This is a genomic window from Mucilaginibacter ginkgonis, assembly GCF_009754905.2.
GTDB classification, from domain to species: Bacteria; Bacteroidota; Bacteroidia; order Sphingobacteriales; family Sphingobacteriaceae; genus Mucilaginibacter; species Mucilaginibacter ginkgonis.
The window spans coordinates 3,226,426-3,243,788 of sequence record NZ_CP066775.1; the positions used below are offsets into that span (position 1 = coordinate 3,226,426).

Sequence of the window (17,363 nt, forward strand, 5' to 3'; positions counted from 1 at the left end):
TTTCACATTCTTTGCCGAAATTTACTGTATGAATAACCTACCACCGCTGGCAGAACGGATGCGGCCTAAGTCGCTCGACAATTATGTAGGTCAGCAGCATCTGGTTGGTCCTGGTGCGGTGCTCCGTAAAGCGATCGAGTCGGGATCGCTGCCGTCAATGATCTTTTGGGGGCCGCCCGGGGTTGGTAAAACCACTTTGGCTTACATCATTTCGCAGAGCCTTTACAGGCCATTCTTTTCGCTTAGTGCCATAAATTCCGGGGTGAAAGATGTGCGCGAAGTAATTGAAAAGGCATCGTTGCTTAAGCAGGAGGGTGAGACCTTGCCGATTTTGTTTATAGATGAGATACACCGATTTTCAAAGTCACAGCAGGACTCACTTTTAGGGGCGGTTGAACGTGGCATTGTTACGCTGATAGGCGCGACAACGGAGAACCCTTCTTTCGAAGTAATATCGGCTTTGCTATCGCGATGCCAGGTTTACATTTTGCAGCATCTGGAAGAGCAGGACTTGCTTGATTTGCTAAAGAAAGCGCAAAAGGAAGATGTAGTCCTTAGCAAAAAGAAGATTACAATAAAAGAGCATGAAGCGTTACTGCGGCTCTCAGGCGGTGATGCGCGCAAATTGCTGAATATATTCGAGTTACTCATCAATGCTTTTGATACCAGGAACATCACCATCACGAACGATGTAGTTCTGGACCATGTGCAGCAAAATATGGCGCTGTATGACAAAACGGGAGAGCAACATTACGACATTATATCGGCATTCATCAAATCTATGCGTGGCAGTGACCCCAACGGCGCGATATACTGGCTGGCCCGGATGCTTACCGGCGGTGAAGACCCGCTTTTTATTGCCCGCAGGATGCTGATCTTAGCATCAGAGGACATTGGCAACGCTAACCCGAACGCCCTATTGCTTGCCCAAAGCTGTTTCGAGGCGGTCAACAAAATCGGTATGCCGGAATCGCAATTGATTCTTTCGCAAACTGTTATATACCTGGCAACCTCTCCTAAAAGTAATTCGGCTACAACGGCTATCGGCGCCGCTATGGCTTTGGTAAAGCAAACCGGAGACCTGCCCGTGCCGCTGCACCTACGTAACGCGCCAACCAAGCTGATGAAGAACATTGGCTACGGCAAGAACTATAAATACGCACATACTTTTGAAAATAACTTTATAGACCAGGATTTTCTTCCGGAGGCTGTTAGGGGAACCAAACTATACGAACCGGGCAACAATGCACGGGAAAACGAAGCCAAAGAGAAACTAAAGAAGCTTTGGGGGAAAAGGTATGGGTATTAAGCCGCCGCACCCCAAATAAAGCACTATCCAACTTTTCTGTATTTGTACTTACCCTTAATATGGTAGTTTAAATATTGCCCTTTTGATTGGGCTGCAAGCATTTGATTATACTCCCTTTGCGGCACATCCTTATAATCATACACCATCCCGCTGGTATAAGTAATGCGCAAATTTTTTGATTGCTCATTGTAATCCATGTGTGCCACAACGCTCGACGGCATATTTGTACAACGCCATTCAACCTAAAAAGCTTTGAAATTTTTTTAAATATTTAGTGTAACATACACACTATGTGTTGCGTCTATTACTTTTTTTAAATGCTTTGCTCAACCCAAAGCCTTAATTATCACAATATGAAAGCACTAAAAGTGATCGGTATCATCCTTTCCGCATTAATTGTAATTATCATTGCCGCTGGTACCTTTGTGAAGGTTGCGCTTCCTAATACTGGCAAAGCCCCTAAAATAAAAATAGAACGTACTGCCGAGCGTATTAAACGGGGTGACTATCTGGCTAACCATGTTTCGGTATGTATGGACTGCCACAGTACGCGCGACTGGGGTTCATACGCAGGACCTATGATAGGTGGCCTTGGCGCCGGAGGTGAAAAATTTGATCAGCAAATGGGTTTCCCGGGCAAGTTTTATGCACCTAACATTACCCCTTACAAGTTAGCCAACTGGACAGACGGAGAAATTTATCGCGCATTAACCACCGGCGTTAACAACAACGGCAAAGCGTTATTCCCCCTTATGCCCTGGGAGCACGTTGGCTTGATGGACCGGGAAGACGTCTACAGCATCATTGCTTACCTGCGCACCCTACCTGCCATTAATAAAGATGTGCCTGCGCCACAATTGGATTTTCCGGTGAATTTTATCGTCAACACAATGCCGCATAAGGCGAACCCGGGAAAGTTACCGGCAGAAAGTGATAGTGTAAAATATGGTGGCTACCTGGTGAATGCAGCAGGGTGCGTTGACTGCCATAGTAAAGTTGACCACGGCGCAAAAATTGCAGGAACGGAATTCGGCGGCGGAATGGAGTTTAAGCAGCCTGCAGGTGTGTTAACCTCAGCCAATATTACGCCTGATACGGAAACCGGCATCGGTACCTGGACCAAAGAGATGTTTGTGCAGCGGTTTAAATCACTTGACGGGAAAGCGGCAACAGCAAGAAAATTAGGTAAAGGTGATGTGAATACCGTGATGCCCTGGTACATGTATGCCGGTATGAAGCCAACTGACCTTGGCGCAATTTACGCTTACCTGCACAGCCTGAAGCCGATAAAAAACAAAGTCGTAAAATTTAAAAGATCCTAAACCGCTGATATTAATTAAGTGATGGCTACGGCCATCACTTTTATTTACAGTTTATTATTGCGTAAGCTACGTAATTGCCATGGTGAGCAAATGAAGCGATTAGGCCGGTGTCTAAGCCATCGTTTAAGATAACAGGGTAACCGGCAGGCTTTTTTGAAAAAGAAATATTTGCTCCCGGCATCATTTCCACTAATTTACGAGCAAGCAGTGATCTTACCGCGGCAGATTGATGTAAATATTCAGTAGTGTCAATTTGCTGAACATCGATGAGAACGTCATCAGCGTTAAATGACGAGGCAGCCACTGTATGAATAAAATTTTGGGTGATGATGGTTTGGCATAGAATTTCATCGGTATCGGCATAGTGGACAAATTTATACCATGAACGTATGCCACTCGTGGCATTTTGCTCTTGGCTAAATTCTAAAAATTCCAGTTCTAAAGTGGTGGGCGAAAAAATCAGTCCGGATTGATGCCGTTTCTGTAGCTTGTAAACAGCTTCTTTAGCAGACCAAAGCATCCAAACATAGTTGACAAAGGAAATGGTATCGGTCGGCAGTCTTTGATATTGGTCCTGTTCGGCTTTTGAAAGTATTTTGGAGTAAAATTTAATACTGCCCGTGCGTTCCGGATCAATGAAGTTTAGATCGACAATGTCGTTGCCGATGCTAAGCATTACTGCGCCATTTTTTCTGAAATAACGTCGATGCAGCTGCCCACGTTAGTCATCTTATCTGCAGAATCGTAATCTATCTCGATGCTATAATTATTCTCTGCATCGATAATGATGTCTACCAAATTTGCAGAGTTGATCTTCAGGTCTTTAATAAGGTCGGTTTCTTCGTTAATGTTAGCCAGTGCCTCTTTCTCAGTAGTATAAGGATTCAGTACTTTTTTTAACTCTTCAAGTATCTCTGTTCTCGTCATTAGTTGTCAAATTTTGAAAAAATAAGGCAGCTGTTTACATCGCCAAAGCCAAAGTTAGCTTTTGCAACGAAATTTATTGGTGTTTTCACCATTTTAGTTGGCAAACTTTTAGTACTGATCAGTTCACTAATACCCGGATTTGGGTCTTCCAGATTGATATTAGGATGCACAAAACCATGCACTATCTGCAAAATTGCCGCTATACTTTCAATAGAACCTGCGGCACTAAGGCTATGGCCTATCATTGATTTAAGCGAATTCACGTAAGGAAAATCGTCACCGCTGCGGCCTAATGCTGTACACCAATTTTGTATCTCCTGCCTGTCGGCCATTGTTGCTGTCAAGTGCCCGCTTATGGCATCTATATGTTTGGGATCTATACCCGATCTTTCAATTGCTTCTTCTATACAACGCGTAACACCGGCGGGGTTCGGGGCTGTCATGGACCCTCCCTGGCGCTGGCCACCGCTGTTGTTACTGCCGCCCAGTATCTCGGCATATATCTTTGCGCCACGTGCAAGGGCATATTCCAGATCTTCAATGACTAGAGCACCCGCACCCGATCCTGGTACAAATCCGCCGGCGCTGGCACTCATTGGCCGTGACGCTTTTTCCGGCTCGTCATTGAATTTTCTGGATAAAACCCGCATCGAGTCGAAAGAACCGAATACATAGGTATCTACGTATTCTGCGCTCCCTACCAGCATACGTTTGGCGTAGCCCGCTTTAATATGGTCATAACCCATCAAGATGGCTTGAGTGCCTGTAGCACAGGCGGCAGAGTTGGTAATTACTGAATTTGCCAAACCCAACCTACCCGAGATATATGAGGTAACACCACTGTTCATGGATTGCTCCACCACGCGCGATCCTAATTTTTTTGCTTCTTTGTTGTCAACGCGGGTGATCACGTTTTTCATTGCCTCGGTATCAGCAACGCTGTTGCCAAAAATGCAACCGGTGTCCCAGATTGGTTCTTCTGTTTCCGTAGATAAGCCGGCATCTTTCCAGGCATCTATTGCGGCAACTAACCCATATCCAATGCCCCGTGCCTTTAAACCGTAAAAGCTTACTTCAGATATATAATCACGCAGCATTTCCCAGTCAAACGGCGGCACCCCAGCAACCTGGCAGCTAAACCTTAACTCTTCGTAATGCGGTACAAACCTAATGCCCGACTTGCCTTGCTGTATCGCATCTAAAAAAGCAGGTATCCCTACACCATTCGGCGATACAACACCCATACCCGTAACAACAACCCGCCTGCTCACTTCTTAAATCCCGCGTTTTTAATAATGCCCGAAAATATTCCTCTGGCAATAAGCTCTCCCTTGGTGTCCAGCATTTCTACATCACACTTTAACTTCCCAAACCTGAAATATACTTTCTTTGAGTTCACGATCACTTTTTGACCCGGAAGAACCACTTTATTGAAAGCGACATCTGTCGACGTGAGTAATGGAAACATTGGCTCATCACTCGCATCATACACATCGCCTTCATGCATGATTAAAAATATCCCCAGTACCACAAGCCCTATTTGTGCCATAATCTCTGTGATGATGACACCCGGTGTAACCGGGTTGCCTACAAAATGGTCCTCGTAAAAAAAGGCATCTTCTCTCAGGGTGTAATCGCCGCTCACTCCGTCAGTATCCAAAGAGTAAATATGGTCTACGAACCTAAAAGACGATTTATAAGGTAGAAGGTTTAGTATGTTTTTGTACATCTATTTAGTTTCTGAAGATGTTTTAATGTCGGCAGGGCGCTTGTTAAAGCGCTTTATAACGAATAATATCAGCAACATTGCGATGAATATGGCGGTGTACGTCCAAAACCTGATAGTACTATCAATCAGGATACTGCCAAATACGGCCGTCAAAGCACATATGTTTAGGTTTTGCTGTGATATGGTTTTCATAACTACCGGCAGTGCTCTCCTCCGTCTACGTGAATGATGGAACCGTTGATCCAGTTTGCTTCATCAGTGCACAAAAGATAAACAACTTTAGCAACATCTTGGGGCTGGGTGATGCGGCCATACGGGTTGCGTTTGGTAGCCATGTCAATCAATTGATCGTGTCCGGGGATTTTCCGTAACGAAAAAGTGTCGGTAATCCCGGCCTGAATTACGTTGGTGTTGATCTTAAATTTGCTGTACTCTACTGCCATATAAGTGCACAAACTTTCGAGCGATGCTTTGGCCATTGATACCGCCGCATATCCGTCCCAGTATTTGTGCGAACCTTCACTGGTTAAGCCAATAATACGCGCATTTTCTACGAACATTTTTTTGCCGATGAGCAGGTTAGCCCAATCCAGCAAACTGTTAGACATGGCGTAAGTCGTCAACTCTATATCTTCGGCGGTAAGTGTGCTTTCATCTCCTGCAGAGGTTAAAGACTTTAAGTTACCCCGTGCTATCGCGTGTACCAATACCTTCACATTTCCATAACCCGCTTTTGCAGAGAATTGATTCATAAATGCGGTGCGTCCATCATCTGTCAAGGCATTTATGTTAAATGGTAACACCTCCACATTATTTTTCGCGGCTAAGTGGGCAAACCTTTGCCTCACCTGTTTATCTGCAGCAGCCATTTCACGGTACACAACGGCAACATTCATTCCATGGGCAGCCAGCTTTTCTGCAGACGCGAATCCAAAGCCGCCGGAGCCGCCAAGTATTATTGCCCAAAGACCTTTAAATTGTAAAGTTGTATCCACCCGTTATAAAAACTGACATCAAAGTAAATAAAATTTAAGGATTAAATCAGAACCGGGTGTTAAGAAACAACAGGGTTCAAGACCGCTACTTAAGCTTCTCATTGTTGCGGTGCCTGTCCATATCACGAATGGTTTTCTTCTGGAGGTTTTTCTCTAACGCGTCGGCAAGGTTAATGCCGGTTTGATTGGCCAGGCAGATCAGCACGAATAAAACATCAGCCATCTCGTCGGCAAGGTTAACTTCTGTATCAGGTTTTTTGAAGGACTGCTCGCCGTATTGCCGTGCCATAATGCGGGCCACCTCACCAACCTCTTCCATCAAAATGGCGGTATTAGTCAGCTCGTTAAAGTACCGGATACCTGTGGTTTTAATCCAATTGTCTACAAGGGTTTGGGCTTCATCTATCGTCATAATCTCGTTAATAATTGTCTCTGTCCCGGGTGTTCATCATAATAGTTACCGGCCCATCATTAACTAAACTGATCTTCATGTCCGCACCGAAAATGCCTGTAGCAACGGGTTTGCCAAGGAACTTGTTAAGTTCGGTAATCATCCGCTCATATAAAGGCATAGCTTGCTCCGGTCTCGCCGCGCGGATAAACGATGGTCTGTTGCCTTTTTTAGTCTGTGCAAGTAAGGTGAATTGCGAGATGAGTAAGATATTTCCGTTTACATCTGCCAGTGCTTTGTTCATTAGGGCATTTTCATCGCCAAAAACCCGCATGTTCACAATCTTTTGCGCAAGCCATTGCAGATCTTCATCGGTATCTGTTTCTTCGATGCCGAGCAGCACTAAAAAACCTAAGCCGATTTCACCGGTGATATTGCCGCTTACCTTGCAACTGGCTTCTATAACTCGCTGTACAACTGCTCTCATTGATTTTAGACCCGACTTTATAAAGATAGCATTTAAAACTTTTGACCGCGGCATAAGTTATCGTACGTAAAATAACTAACCATGGAATTAAACAACCCTACAACTGCAGGCGGCGAAGGCAAAATAGTAGCGATACTAAGCTATTTAACATTTATTGGCTGGCTTATTGGCTATTTCGGCTTTCACCAGGGACGCAGGACTTCATTAGGCAGCTATCATTTGCGGCAAGGGTTATACATGTTTATTGTATTTCTGCTTATCTACATAGTGTTAAGAATTTTACTGGTGCTGACAGGTGCTTTATTCATTGCTTACATTATGAACATCGCTAACATTGTTTATTTTATATTGGCAATTGTTGGCATCATAAACGCTTTAAATGGCGTTGAAAGACCTTTGCCTTTTATCGGCAAAAAGGCAGAAACTTATTTTCCTACGCTATGAGGTAACGCACTTTAGTACAGTTTTTAAGCCACATCTAAATAAAGGTGTGGCTTTTTTTATTCACACAACGTATAGGTGTAGCAACATCGTTATTGGCTTAGCTAAAATTACTTAAACACATTTCATAGCCCGCACTTATGCTGATAATCAATCAATTCTGTTTAAATTTTGAATGATAGACCTGTAGAAATACTACTTATAAAAATTTTTAATTAGACCGAAATCATGTTTTGCCGGGTTTTAAAATTGATGGTATAAAACTTGTAATTAATTCGGCACCGCTGATGATAGCAGTATTTAAATAATTAACAATGTCGGTTACAGCAATAAAAAAATCAGAGAACGTTGCCATGCAATTGGTAACAGATAAGATCAAATCAAGATTAGCAGTTGAAAGCCACGCGAAAGCCGTTGGCGACGGCATAGCAATTGCGCCTTCTGTAAAACCGGCAAAAAAAGCCAATGGTATTTTTACTATCACCTTCAGCTACGAACAAAACCTGCACCGTACTCAAGTACAATCAACACAAAGCGGTTATGGTACTCCGGTTTACAAAGTTGCTTTAAGCAGCAGCTTAAACCCCGAATCAAACATCTGCTGGTTACAGCGTAACACCGATGGCTGGAAAGTTTTATTAGGCACTAACATGGATGCCAAACTGATAGACGCGCTGACCGCAGCTATTGAACAACAAGCATAAACATCATTTATACATCTACCTATAGTTAAAACCGGCCGCGTTAGCAACCGGTTTTTTTATTTACCGGCCGGCTGTCAGCGGCTGGTCTGCAACTGTATTAAACGCCGTTCTGGAAATAACCAGCTGATCTTGCCCTGCTATAACAACATATTGCATTTCTACCCAGCCATAATACCATTTGTCATCTTTCTTTAAGCGGTAGGCCAGGTACTGCACATTGGGATTTGTAAAGTTCCCTGTACGGTTAACCGTACCTGTAGAACTTGATTTTTGAAACAGCAACGCGCTGCTGTGCTGCCAAACCAGCGGCGCATCTTGTTGAGTTTGCACTACATCATCTTTATGGAAAGCGAAAGCTTCTGTTTGTGCATCCATAAGCAATTGCACATTTGCAGTTGGCGCCATTTTGTAAAGCGTAAGCATGGTAGTGTTATTGTTAACAGAATTCAACTCTACGCCACCTACAATGTCTGCGACACCATCGCTGTCTACATCCATTACAGGGGTGCTGCCATAGCGTAAAATACTTATGGCAGGAACGGTGTATAATATTTTGTTAGTGATTACCGGTTCAACATCTTGTGGCACTGTGCAAGATGCTGCATATAACAAGGCAAAAAGTGATAAGGTTAAAAGTTTTTTCATACTACTTACAAATTATTTTGACAGTATGACGCATGCCATTAAAAGAGCGTTACAAACCACTTGAAAGTTAATTTCGTAACTATCGTTAAGGCTGTGTTAAAAAGCCGATATCTGCTGCATTGCCATCTATTTTTGCTACTTTTGCAGACTTTACAAAATCCAATCAAGACTTAAGTGATCATTCTTATATTTTTCTTGTCGCACTGGTTCTTGTCGCTCTTTTTCCAGACATTTTTTCTGCATCGCTATGCGTCGCATAAGATGTTTACTACGCATAAAGTAACTGAGCGCATATTCCACGTGATGACCTTTATTTGCCAGGGCTCGTCGTTCTTAAACCCGCGCGCGTATGCCATTATGCACCGCGAACACCACGCTTACAGTGATACCGAAAAGGACCCGCACTCGCCGCACTTTTTTACAGATGTTTTCCAGATGATGTGGCGTACTGTTTTGAGTTTTCGCGAGCACGAAAAGCGATTGAGGGAGCCAGAGGCGCGTTTTAAAGGCAATTACCCCGAGTGGCATCTGCTGGACTATTATGGTTCTACCTATACCAGCCGCATCATCTTCGGCCTGTTATACGTAGCATTTTACGTGGTATTTGCTACACAATGGTGGATGTATTTGTTATTGCCGATCCACTTTATGATGGGCCCTATCCACGGCGCTATCGTAAACTGGTGCGGCCATAAATATGGCTATGCCAACTATGATAATAACGATAAGTCTAAGAACACTACCCCTTTCGACTTTTTGATGCTGGGCGAGTTATTTCAAAATAATCATCATAAGCACCCTAACAGCGCCAACTTTGGCAAACGCTGGTTCGAGATAGATCCTGTTTACCCAGTAATGAAGCTAATGCACTGGGCGCGGATCATTAAACTGCGTAAACCAATTTATAATTAGAAAATCTTAATGGTCTAGGGCAATTGACTATAGACTTGTAAATATGAAAACATCACAACTTTCTCAAAGCTTAAAGGGGTCAGAGATCATCAAGATCGGTAATGAGATCAATGAATTGCGCCGCAAAGGTGAACAGATCGCAAACCTAACCATCGGCGATTTTGACCCATCAATCTATCCGATTCCGTCAGAGTTAAGAGAAGGTATTGTTGATGCTTATAATCACAATCAAACTAACTACCCGCCCGCGGATGGTATAGCAGATCTGCGCGAGCAGGTTTCCGCATTTTTAAAAAGCAAATTCGGGCTGTACTATCAGCCCAATCAAATATTGATCGCCAGCGGTTCGCGCCCGTTGATCTATTCAACGTTTCTGGCTTTGGTAGATAAAGGCGACAGGGTGGTTTACCCTGTACCGTCATGGAATAATAATCACTATTGCCTGCTTACCGGTGCAGAGGAAGTGCAGGTAGTTACCCGTGCCGAGAATAACTTTATGCCTACGGCAGCGGAGATTGCCCCGCACTTAAAAGGCGCAACCTTATTGGCATTGTGCTCGCCGTTGAACCCAACAGGCACCATGTTCGAGAAAAAGGACCTGGAAGAAATTTGCGATCTGATTATCGAAGAAAACAAGACACGCGGCGCGAATGATAAACCGCTGTACATTATGTATGACCAGATCTATTCGCAGCTTACCTTTGGTAAAGAGCATGTAGACCCGGTCAGCCTGCGCCCCGAGTTAAAAGACTACACCGTTTACATCGACGGTATCTCTAAATGCTTTGCAGCTACCGGTGTGCGTGTGGGTTGGGGTTTTGGTCCCGAAAAATTGATCGGGCAGATGCGCTCTATAGTTGGTCACATGGGCGCCTGGGCGCCAAAGGCAGAGCAGGTTGCTACCAGCGAGTTTATTAAGACACTTCAACCTGTTGAGAACTACCTTAAAAGCTTTAAAAACCGCATAAAATCAAGCCTGGATACTTTATTCAATGGCTTTCAGCAATTAAAGGCTGAAGGTTTTGCCGTTGACGCCATCGAACCGATGGGCGCCATTTATCTTACCGTTAAGGTTGACTACGCCGGTAAAACTACTCCGTCCGGACAAAAACTAGAGAGTTCTGCAGACATAAACTTCTATTTGATCAGTGAAGCCAAAGTTGCATTGGTGCCATTTTCTGCATTCGGTGCCGGAGGCGATGTAAACTGGTTCCGCGCTTCTGTGGGTGCCAGTTCACAGCAAGAGATTGAGGCGATGATACCACGTATCAAAACCGCTTTAGCCGCTTTGAACTAAGCAAAACGTTGAATTTGGGATCGACCAAAACATTTAGGAATAAATAATGTCCTTATGTTTAAATCCCGATAAGTGTCTAAAACCAGAACGCCCGGCGAACTGCACGAGCCGACAACCAAAAAAGAGCTAACCTACATTCAAAAGGTGTGGCAAACTGTTGCCATTATTGCGCTTTTGGTCATTGTAATTCTTATAGCGCGTGTTGCCTTCAATGTGTTGCTAATGGTCTTGGCGGGGTCGCTCATCTCTATTTACTTTAACGGGTTAAGCGGCATCATCCAACGGCGGTTACGTTTAAAACCTGGTATATCCCTGGTTATATCCATTGTTGGGTCGTTTGCTATTTTAGGTGTGCTATTGTGGTTTATGGGCACAACCATTGAGCAACAGATAGCCCAATTGATACGCAGCCTTCCGGGCACGATTAATAACGTTAAACAAAAACTGTCAGAATCACCTGCCGGGCAGCAGGTACTGGAGGCATTATCCAGCACTAACTCACAAAAAATGATGGGTACTGTGCAGAGTTTCTTCAGTACCAGTTTTGGCGTGTTGGGTAATCTTTATATCATCCTGTTGCTCAGTATTTTTTTTACAGTGAGTCCGGCGTTATATACAGATGGCATCATTTTACTGTTCCCTCCGGAACGTAAACCTGTTGCCCGGCACATCATTAGCAGGATAAGTGCCTCCTTAAAGGGTTGGGTAAAAAGCACTATACTCACCATGGTCGTTTTAGCCACCATGATCTCCATCGGGCTTACCATTATGGGTATACCTGCCGCTTTAGTATTGGGCTTGTTTACGGGCATGTTGCGCCTGGTACCAAACTTTGGTGCCATTATCGCTATGGTACCCGGAACCTTACTGGGCCTTACCGAAGGAACCGGGACAGGTATTATTGTCGCACTTATCTACATCGTATCGCAAACTATAGTTAACAACATTGTGGCACCGCTGGTGCAAAAGCGCATGATCAATATGCCCCCGGCACTAACCATCATCAGCCAGGTAATTATGGGAACATTGTCAGGCGGCTTAGGAATTATCCTTGCCGTGCCTTTACTGGCCATCGTTTTCATTTTGGTAGAAGAACTCTATATTAATAAAATGGAAGATGGCAATGTAGACGACCGGCCCGTAGTTGGTGAAGCACCCTTGCTAAAACATCAATAAACCGATTGGTAGATCGCCTTGACAGCAGCACCCGGATCAATCGCTAAATTCACGGCTGCGGATACAGCAACACCGTGTATGCCGGTATCCATTAACAATTTAACATCAGCCACTTGTATGCCGCCGACGGCTATAACAGGAATTTGAATGTCTAACTTTTCCAGGTTCCGGTAGCCTTGAAAACCAAGGAGGGGTTTATTGTTGGGCTTGGTATCAGTATGGGCGAACGGCCCGTAACCGCTATAGTCGGCTACGCCTAAAGACTGCACAAACAGTAATCGTTCCGGATTGGTTGACGACGCGCCTAATGTTTTATCATCGCCAATAATTTTCCTGATCTTAACCAGGTCGGCATCAAAATCTTCGATGTGTACGCCCTGCGCATCTACCGTGTCAAGCAGATGATAATGGTTGGTTAGAATAAGTGTAGCACCCCAATCATCACAGATGGCGGCCACCTCATTAATCTCTGCAATCAGCTCGTCGTCACCTTTGCTCATGCAACGATACTGCACCCAGTTTGCACCATTCTCGCAAGCTATTTGCGTTTGCTCCGCATGACTTCGATTTGGTAGATCTTGCGTTAGATAATGGAAACGGGAGATGTATTTCTTCATTTTGCTTTGCAGACCACAGGTGCTAGTGCATAGACCATGGTTTAAATTTCTATGGTCTATGGACAATGGTCTATTGCCTATCGTCTATACTATTTCTTAATCACCTCTGTAATGGGTTTACCTATGCAGCCATTGGGCATTTGCACATGCAATAGCGCTGCTAAAGTTGCAGATATGTCAGTCATGTTTGTTTCGCGCACCAATGAGCCGTGTTGCACGCCCCAACCCATAAATAGTAAGGGAATATGCGTGTCGTAAATAGTCCAAGTACCGTGCGTAGTGCCTGTTGCATTAGGGCTTCCGCCATAGTAGCCCGGTTTTAAGATAAGTTGTATGGCGCCGCTGTTTTCTTTATTATAACCGTTAACTATCCGTTCCTTAATCCAAATCGGCAGGTTGGTGTTCTGCGCGTTTGCCATATCTACGGCATAAAGTACCGATGGTTGCTTGCTAAGCCATTCTATCACATCATACTTAATGGCATCTGTATTTAGCTTTTTATTAGCGATAAGCACATTATTTAAGTTGATCATAAAGTTGCTGGCATCAATCACGATGCCTTTTTCACCGTATTTTTTTTCCAGCAAGGTGTTAAGATCGCGTGCCATTGCGCCGGCGTTTACATAACCTGCAGGTACATTGTGGTCTTGTAAAAAATGCGGGTTGTGCGCCGCACCATGATCGGCAGTTAAAAAAGCTACGTAGTTGCCTTTACCAACTTTTGCATCCAGGTAGCTGAAAAATCTTGCCAGGTCTTTATCTAAACGCAGGTAAACATCCTCAACTTCTACAGAGTTAGGCCCAAACTGATGGCCAACATAATCTGTAGATGATAAGCTTACCGCCAGGAAATCTGTAACCGGGTGTGCGCCCAATTGCTCTGCTTCAACCGCTTTTTCCGCAAAGTCTAAGGTAAAACTAATACCATAAGGAGAGCTGCGAATGGCGCTATAATTCTTATCCTTGCTGATCAAGGCCATATCATGCGGGAATACCGGCGATGTTTCATTGCGATATTTGCCTTCATAAGCGGTATTATCCGCAGTGCTTTGCACGTAGGTGCTCAGCGGGTACATGGTGTCCCATTTCTGGCCCAGATATTTTTGCAACCCACCCCCCGTGTTGAAGCCTTTGACCCAAGCCGGCAGATCTGTCATGTAATAGGTGCTGCTGATCCAGTTTCCGCTTACATCGTCAAACCAGTAAGATGCGTTTGCGGTGTGACCTGCAGGCAAAATAGCGCCCCTGTCTTTCAAAGAAATGCCGATCACTTTCGAGCGAAAGTTAGTTGCTAACCGTAACTCATCAGTAATAGTAGTAACCTGCAAATTGCGTGGCGACATTTGCCCCGCGTTTGATGTGCTGCCTACCGTTTGCACCGTTGAGTCGGCAGCGCAGTACATACGCCTGCCGGTAGCCTGTATCACCCAATCGTTAGAGGCGATTCCATGTATAGCTGGCACAGAGCCACTATAAATGCAGCTATGGCCGGGCCCGGTTTCGGTGGGCAAATAGTTTAGCTGCGTATTCTCGCATGTAAAACCTTCGTTAAGCATACGCTTAAAACCACCTGCCTGATAACGGTCATAGTAACGGTATAGGTAGTCCCAGCGCATTTGGTCTATCACAATACCAACTACCAGTTTGGGCCTGGCAACACCTGTTGCAGGTGTAACAATTGCTTTTTTTGTTTTCTGGGCAAGTGTGGCTGTGCTTAAAAGCGTTAACGCGCCAAGGGCAAAATGACTGATCTTCATTTATCGAGGGGTTTTAAGAACGTAAATATGCCAAATGATATTTAAACAAATAGTGATTTTTGTGTTACGCTACCCCTCCTTAATCCTCCCCTAAAGGGGAGGACTGGCCGGCGTTCTAAAATTTTAAATTAAGTGATGCCAAAAAGTTAGTAGGGACCTGCGGATAAAAATAATTGTAGTTAACTACTTTGCCACCTTCGATATCCGGATAGGTTGCACCGTTAGATTCGTATTTCACGCCGAAGATATTATTTACCAGCACGGTGATGCCAATATTCTTCACCGCTTTGATGCTGAAATTATAGTTCAATCTTAAACTGTTCACAAAATAGCTATTGAGATAACGATTTTGTGCGAACGAGCTCGCTCCTGCTGATGGTACACCAGTTGGATTTATGTTCGAAGTGTTATCCAAATATTGGCGGCTAACATATTTACTAATTAAAGCTATTTCGCCGTTCGCAAGAGGATGAAAGCTTAACTCGCTGTTAGCAACAAGATTTGGCGAAAAGGCGATGTCTGTAGTGCCGTAACTAGTCACTACAGGGGTATTGGTATCGTAATTAAAAAGGTATTGCTGAAAGCCTTCTACTTTGTTACTACTGATGGCGGCATTAGCGGCCCACACCAATTGCGGAATGATCTTTAGCCGGCCGTCTATTTCCACTCCGCGTCTGTAACTTGTTTTTATGTTTGTGCGGATAGCTTCACCAACATCATTAAGCGAACCTGTAAGTACCAGCTGGTTATCATACAACATATAAAACCCATTGATACCGCCGCTAAATATACCGGTGTGTAAGCGGTAGCCTGCCTCCCAGTCATAAAGTGTTTCTGCCTTCGGTCTGCTAGAAGGCGTAGAGTTTACGTAATCATCCCGGTTTGGCTCGTGGTTGCCAACGCCAAACGACGCATATAGGTTGTTGTCGCTATTAAGTTTATAAGTGATGCCGACCTTAGGATTAAAAAAGTTGAGGCCAACAGTTTGTTGCACGTTGTTTAGGTTTCTGTCGAAACCGAGGAAAGAATAATATACGTGCCGGTATTGCAAGTCGCCATATAATAGAAACTTGTCCGTCTCATACTCCGCGCGAAGAAATGTGTTAAAATCCGTTTTCTTAGCATTATTGCGCGAGTATTCATAATCCGGGGATATACCTGCCGATTGCGCTGTGTACTCTATGTTGTTATAATGGGCGCCTTTATACTCATTGTAAGCGCCGCCTAGTAGCAACTTAAATTGGGTGGTAGGCTGGTAGTTTAAATTGTAGGTAACCCCGTAAAAGTCGTTTTTTAGCCACAACCTACGCACCAGGTCGGTATTGGTGATTGTTACGCCGCCAATAGTTACAGGTATAAGGCCATAATCTGCCAGAGAAGCATCATTTTTATACTCTTCGTAGTAACCTAAGCCTTTGGTATAATGCAATGCTGCGCCAAAGCTAAATTGATCGCTTACCTGCTGATTGTACAATAACTGGTAATGGTTTTGGGTATAGTTATCCGTTTGATTTGGATAGTACGTTCCGTTGGCTGCTATATAACCCAACTCGTTGTAGCGGCGATTGCCGGCAGCCACGCTGTCGGCGTTTACACCATTCCAGGCCTGGTGCGTTTTTTCCTGTCCTGAAAAGACATTTAATCGCAGGCTGTTATTCTTGCCGAAGTAAGCGCCACTAAAAAAGTAAGATTTTAATTCCGATGCAGATCGCTGGATATACCCATCAGACCTGATGCGCGACAACCTGCCATCAAACTCGAAATGGTTATCCAGCAACCCGGTGCCAATGCTTACTGTATTTTTAACGGTGCCATAAGATCCGGCAGCATTGTTTAACTCGGCATAAGCAGAGTCGCGCCTTACAGCGGTTTGAATATTGATGCTGCCACCAAATGCGCCCGCGCCATTGGTTGATGTACCCACGCCGCGCTGTATCTGGATGTTGTCTACCGATGATGCAAAATCGGGCAGGTCTACAAAATAGGTGCCCTGGCTTTCCGCATCATTGTATGGGATGCCGTTTATTGTAACGTTTACCCGCGTACCGTCAGACCCACGGATGCGGATACCTGTGTACCCAACGCCGGCCCCTGCATCGGAAGTGGTTACTGCGGACGGCGTTTGCATGAGCAGATAAGGAAGATCCTGCCCCAGGTTGTTTTTTTGAATATCTTTTCGTGAGAGGTTCGTAAAGGCCGTTGGCGAGTTGCGGCTGGCACGCGTGGCAACTATGTTTACATCATCCAATACATTAGCTGTGGTCAATGAAAAATCGAGCCTACGGCTATCGGCCAAATAAACGGTTTCGATTACGGTTTTGAAACCTATGAAACTCACCTTAATAGTGTAATTTCCGGCGGCAAGATCTGCGGTGCGGTAATTACCGGCAGCATCCGCAGCTACCGAGCGTGCATTGACAGTTACAGTTGCGCCCGGCAGGGGCGTGTTGTTTTGGCCATCGGTAATTTTACCGGATAGCACAATTTGGGCCGATGCGGTATACGCAAACAGCAAGGCGATGGTCGCCAATAATAAATTTTTCAAAATGTAAATAATAACACTAGTTAAACCATCTGCCTGTAAGGGTGTAAACCGGCAGTACACTTAACTTTTACCTCATCCCTACGCCGGCATTACCCGGATCAGGTGCATA

At 44.5% G+C, this 17,363-nt stretch carries 20 protein-coding genes; 7 read left to right on the forward strand and 13 right to left on the reverse strand.

Features of this window, described 5'->3' with window-relative positions:
* Positions 1 to 28 precede the first annotated feature (28 nt).
* Positions 29 to 1,309 carry a replication-associated recombination protein A gene (locus tag GO620_RS14985; protein ID WP_157524574.1) on the forward strand — a complete coding sequence of 427 codons (1,281 nt, stop codon included), beginning with the start codon at positions 29 to 31 and terminating at the stop codon, positions 1,307 to 1,309.
* Positions 1,310 to 1,332: 23 nt separating this feature from the next.
* On the opposite strand, the gene GO620_RS14990 is transcribed toward GO620_RS14985, so the two are convergent.
* On the reverse strand, positions 1,333 to 1,530 hold the full coding sequence (locus GO620_RS14990; RefSeq protein WP_157524575.1) for a KTSC domain-containing protein: 198 nt from the start codon (positions 1,528 to 1,530) through the stop codon (positions 1,333 to 1,335).
* A 132-nt stretch (positions 1,531 to 1,662) separates the two neighbouring features.
* Here GO620_RS14990 and GO620_RS14995 point away from each other — a divergent pair, with 132 nt between their 5' ends.
* Positions 1,663 to 2,631, forward strand: a complete 969-nt coding sequence (locus GO620_RS14995; protein WP_157524576.1) for a c-type cytochrome — start codon at positions 1,663 to 1,665, stop codon at positions 2,629 to 2,631.
* A gap of 40 nt (positions 2,632 to 2,671) precedes the next feature.
* Here GO620_RS14995 and GO620_RS15000 read toward each other — a convergent pair whose 3' ends face one another.
* The 8 genes from GO620_RS15000 to dtd all read right to left on the reverse strand — a co-directional run bounded on the left by GO620_RS15000 (position 2,672) and on the right by dtd (position 7,160).
* Positions 2,672 to 3,307 (reverse strand): 4'-phosphopantetheinyl transferase family protein, encoded by a 636-nt coding sequence (locus GO620_RS15000; RefSeq protein WP_157524577.1) that lies wholly within the window; start codon positions 3,305 to 3,307, stop codon positions 2,672 to 2,674.
* On the reverse strand, positions 3,307 to 3,558 hold the full coding sequence (locus GO620_RS15005; protein WP_157524578.1) for an acyl carrier protein: 252 nt from the start codon (positions 3,556 to 3,558) through the stop codon (positions 3,307 to 3,309). The genes GO620_RS15000 and GO620_RS15005 overlap by 1 nt, the downstream gene beginning before the upstream one ends.
* On the reverse strand, positions 3,558 to 4,829 hold the full coding sequence (locus tag GO620_RS15010) for a beta-ketoacyl-[acyl-carrier-protein] synthase family protein (protein ID WP_200230273.1): 1,272 nt from the start codon (positions 4,827 to 4,829) through the stop codon (positions 3,558 to 3,560). The genes GO620_RS15005 and GO620_RS15010 overlap by 1 nt, the downstream gene beginning before the upstream one ends.
* Entirely contained in the window at positions 4,826 to 5,287 is a 462-nt protein-coding gene (locus GO620_RS15015) for a 3-hydroxyacyl-ACP dehydratase FabZ family protein (protein WP_157524579.1), read from the reverse strand. The genes GO620_RS15010 and GO620_RS15015 overlap by 4 nt, the downstream gene beginning before the upstream one ends.
* Positions 5,288 to 5,479, reverse strand: a complete 192-nt coding sequence (locus tag GO620_RS15020; protein WP_157524580.1) for a hypothetical protein — start codon at positions 5,477 to 5,479, stop codon at positions 5,288 to 5,290. It lies immediately after the preceding gene.
* 2 nt (positions 5,480 to 5,481) lie between these two features.
* The gene (locus tag GO620_RS15025) at positions 5,482 to 6,282 is read right to left on the reverse strand and encodes an SDR family oxidoreductase (protein ID WP_157524581.1); all 801 of its coding nucleotides are present in this window, start codon (positions 6,280 to 6,282) and stop codon (positions 5,482 to 5,484) included.
* A gap of 85 nt (positions 6,283 to 6,367) precedes the next feature.
* On the reverse strand, positions 6,368 to 6,694 hold the full coding sequence (locus GO620_RS15030) for a nucleotide pyrophosphohydrolase (RefSeq protein ID WP_157524582.1): 327 nt from the start codon (positions 6,692 to 6,694) through the stop codon (positions 6,368 to 6,370).
* A gap of 7 nt (positions 6,695 to 6,701) precedes the next feature.
* Positions 6,702 to 7,160, reverse strand: coding sequence for a D-aminoacyl-tRNA deacylase (dtd, locus tag GO620_RS15035; RefSeq protein ID WP_157524583.1), 459 nt, complete (start codon positions 7,158 to 7,160; stop codon positions 6,702 to 6,704).
* A gap of 81 nt (positions 7,161 to 7,241) precedes the next feature.
* Here dtd and GO620_RS15040 point away from each other — a divergent pair, with 81 nt between their 5' ends.
* Complete coding sequence (locus tag GO620_RS15040; RefSeq protein WP_157524584.1) at positions 7,242 to 7,604, forward strand: hypothetical protein; 363 nt, start codon at positions 7,242 to 7,244, stop codon at positions 7,602 to 7,604.
* A 311-nt stretch (positions 7,605 to 7,915) separates the two neighbouring features.
* Positions 7,916 to 8,305, forward strand: a complete 390-nt coding sequence (locus GO620_RS15045; protein ID WP_157524585.1) for a hypothetical protein — start codon at positions 7,916 to 7,918, stop codon at positions 8,303 to 8,305.
* Between the two features lie 60 nt (positions 8,306 to 8,365).
* Here the strand turns inward: GO620_RS15045 and GO620_RS15050 are convergent, their stop codons facing one another.
* A complete protein-coding gene (locus tag GO620_RS15050) occupies positions 8,366 to 8,950 on the reverse strand; it encodes a hypothetical protein (RefSeq protein ID WP_157524586.1) in 585 nt (194 codons plus the stop codon).
* 174 nt (positions 8,951 to 9,124) lie between these two features.
* Between GO620_RS15050 and GO620_RS15055 the strand changes: the two genes are divergently transcribed.
* The 3 genes from GO620_RS15055 (at position 9,125) to GO620_RS15065 (ending at position 12,335) form a co-directional block, all read left to right on the forward strand.
* Complete coding sequence (locus tag GO620_RS15055) at positions 9,125 to 9,862, forward strand: acyl-CoA desaturase (RefSeq protein WP_200230285.1); 738 nt, start codon at positions 9,125 to 9,127, stop codon at positions 9,860 to 9,862.
* A 43-nt stretch (positions 9,863 to 9,905) separates the two neighbouring features.
* Entirely contained in the window at positions 9,906 to 11,159 is a 1,254-nt protein-coding gene (locus GO620_RS15060) for a pyridoxal phosphate-dependent aminotransferase (RefSeq protein WP_157524587.1), read from the forward strand.
* Between the two features lie 72 nt (positions 11,160 to 11,231).
* The gene (locus GO620_RS15065) at positions 11,232 to 12,335 is read left to right on the forward strand and encodes an AI-2E family transporter (protein WP_157524588.1); all 1,104 of its coding nucleotides are present in this window, start codon (positions 11,232 to 11,234) and stop codon (positions 12,333 to 12,335) included.
* On the opposite strand, the gene GO620_RS15070 is transcribed toward GO620_RS15065, so the two are convergent.
* The 3 genes from GO620_RS15070 to GO620_RS15080 form a co-directional block, all read right to left on the reverse strand.
* Complete coding sequence (locus GO620_RS15070; protein WP_157524589.1) at positions 12,329 to 12,952, reverse strand: thiamine phosphate synthase; 624 nt, start codon at positions 12,950 to 12,952, stop codon at positions 12,329 to 12,331. The two genes, GO620_RS15065 and GO620_RS15070, sit on opposite strands and share 7 nt — an antisense overlap.
* A gap of 89 nt (positions 12,953 to 13,041) precedes the next feature.
* Positions 13,042 to 14,709: an alkaline phosphatase PafA gene (pafA, locus tag GO620_RS15075; protein ID WP_157524590.1), complete on the reverse strand. Its 1,668-nt coding sequence runs from the start codon at positions 14,707 to 14,709 to the stop codon at positions 13,042 to 13,044.
* Positions 14,710 to 14,824: 115 nt separating this feature from the next.
* Positions 14,825 to 17,254, reverse strand: a complete 2,430-nt coding sequence (locus GO620_RS15080) for a TonB-dependent receptor (protein ID WP_244139419.1) — start codon at positions 17,252 to 17,254, stop codon at positions 14,825 to 14,827.
* Positions 17,255 to 17,363: the final 109 nt, after the last annotated feature.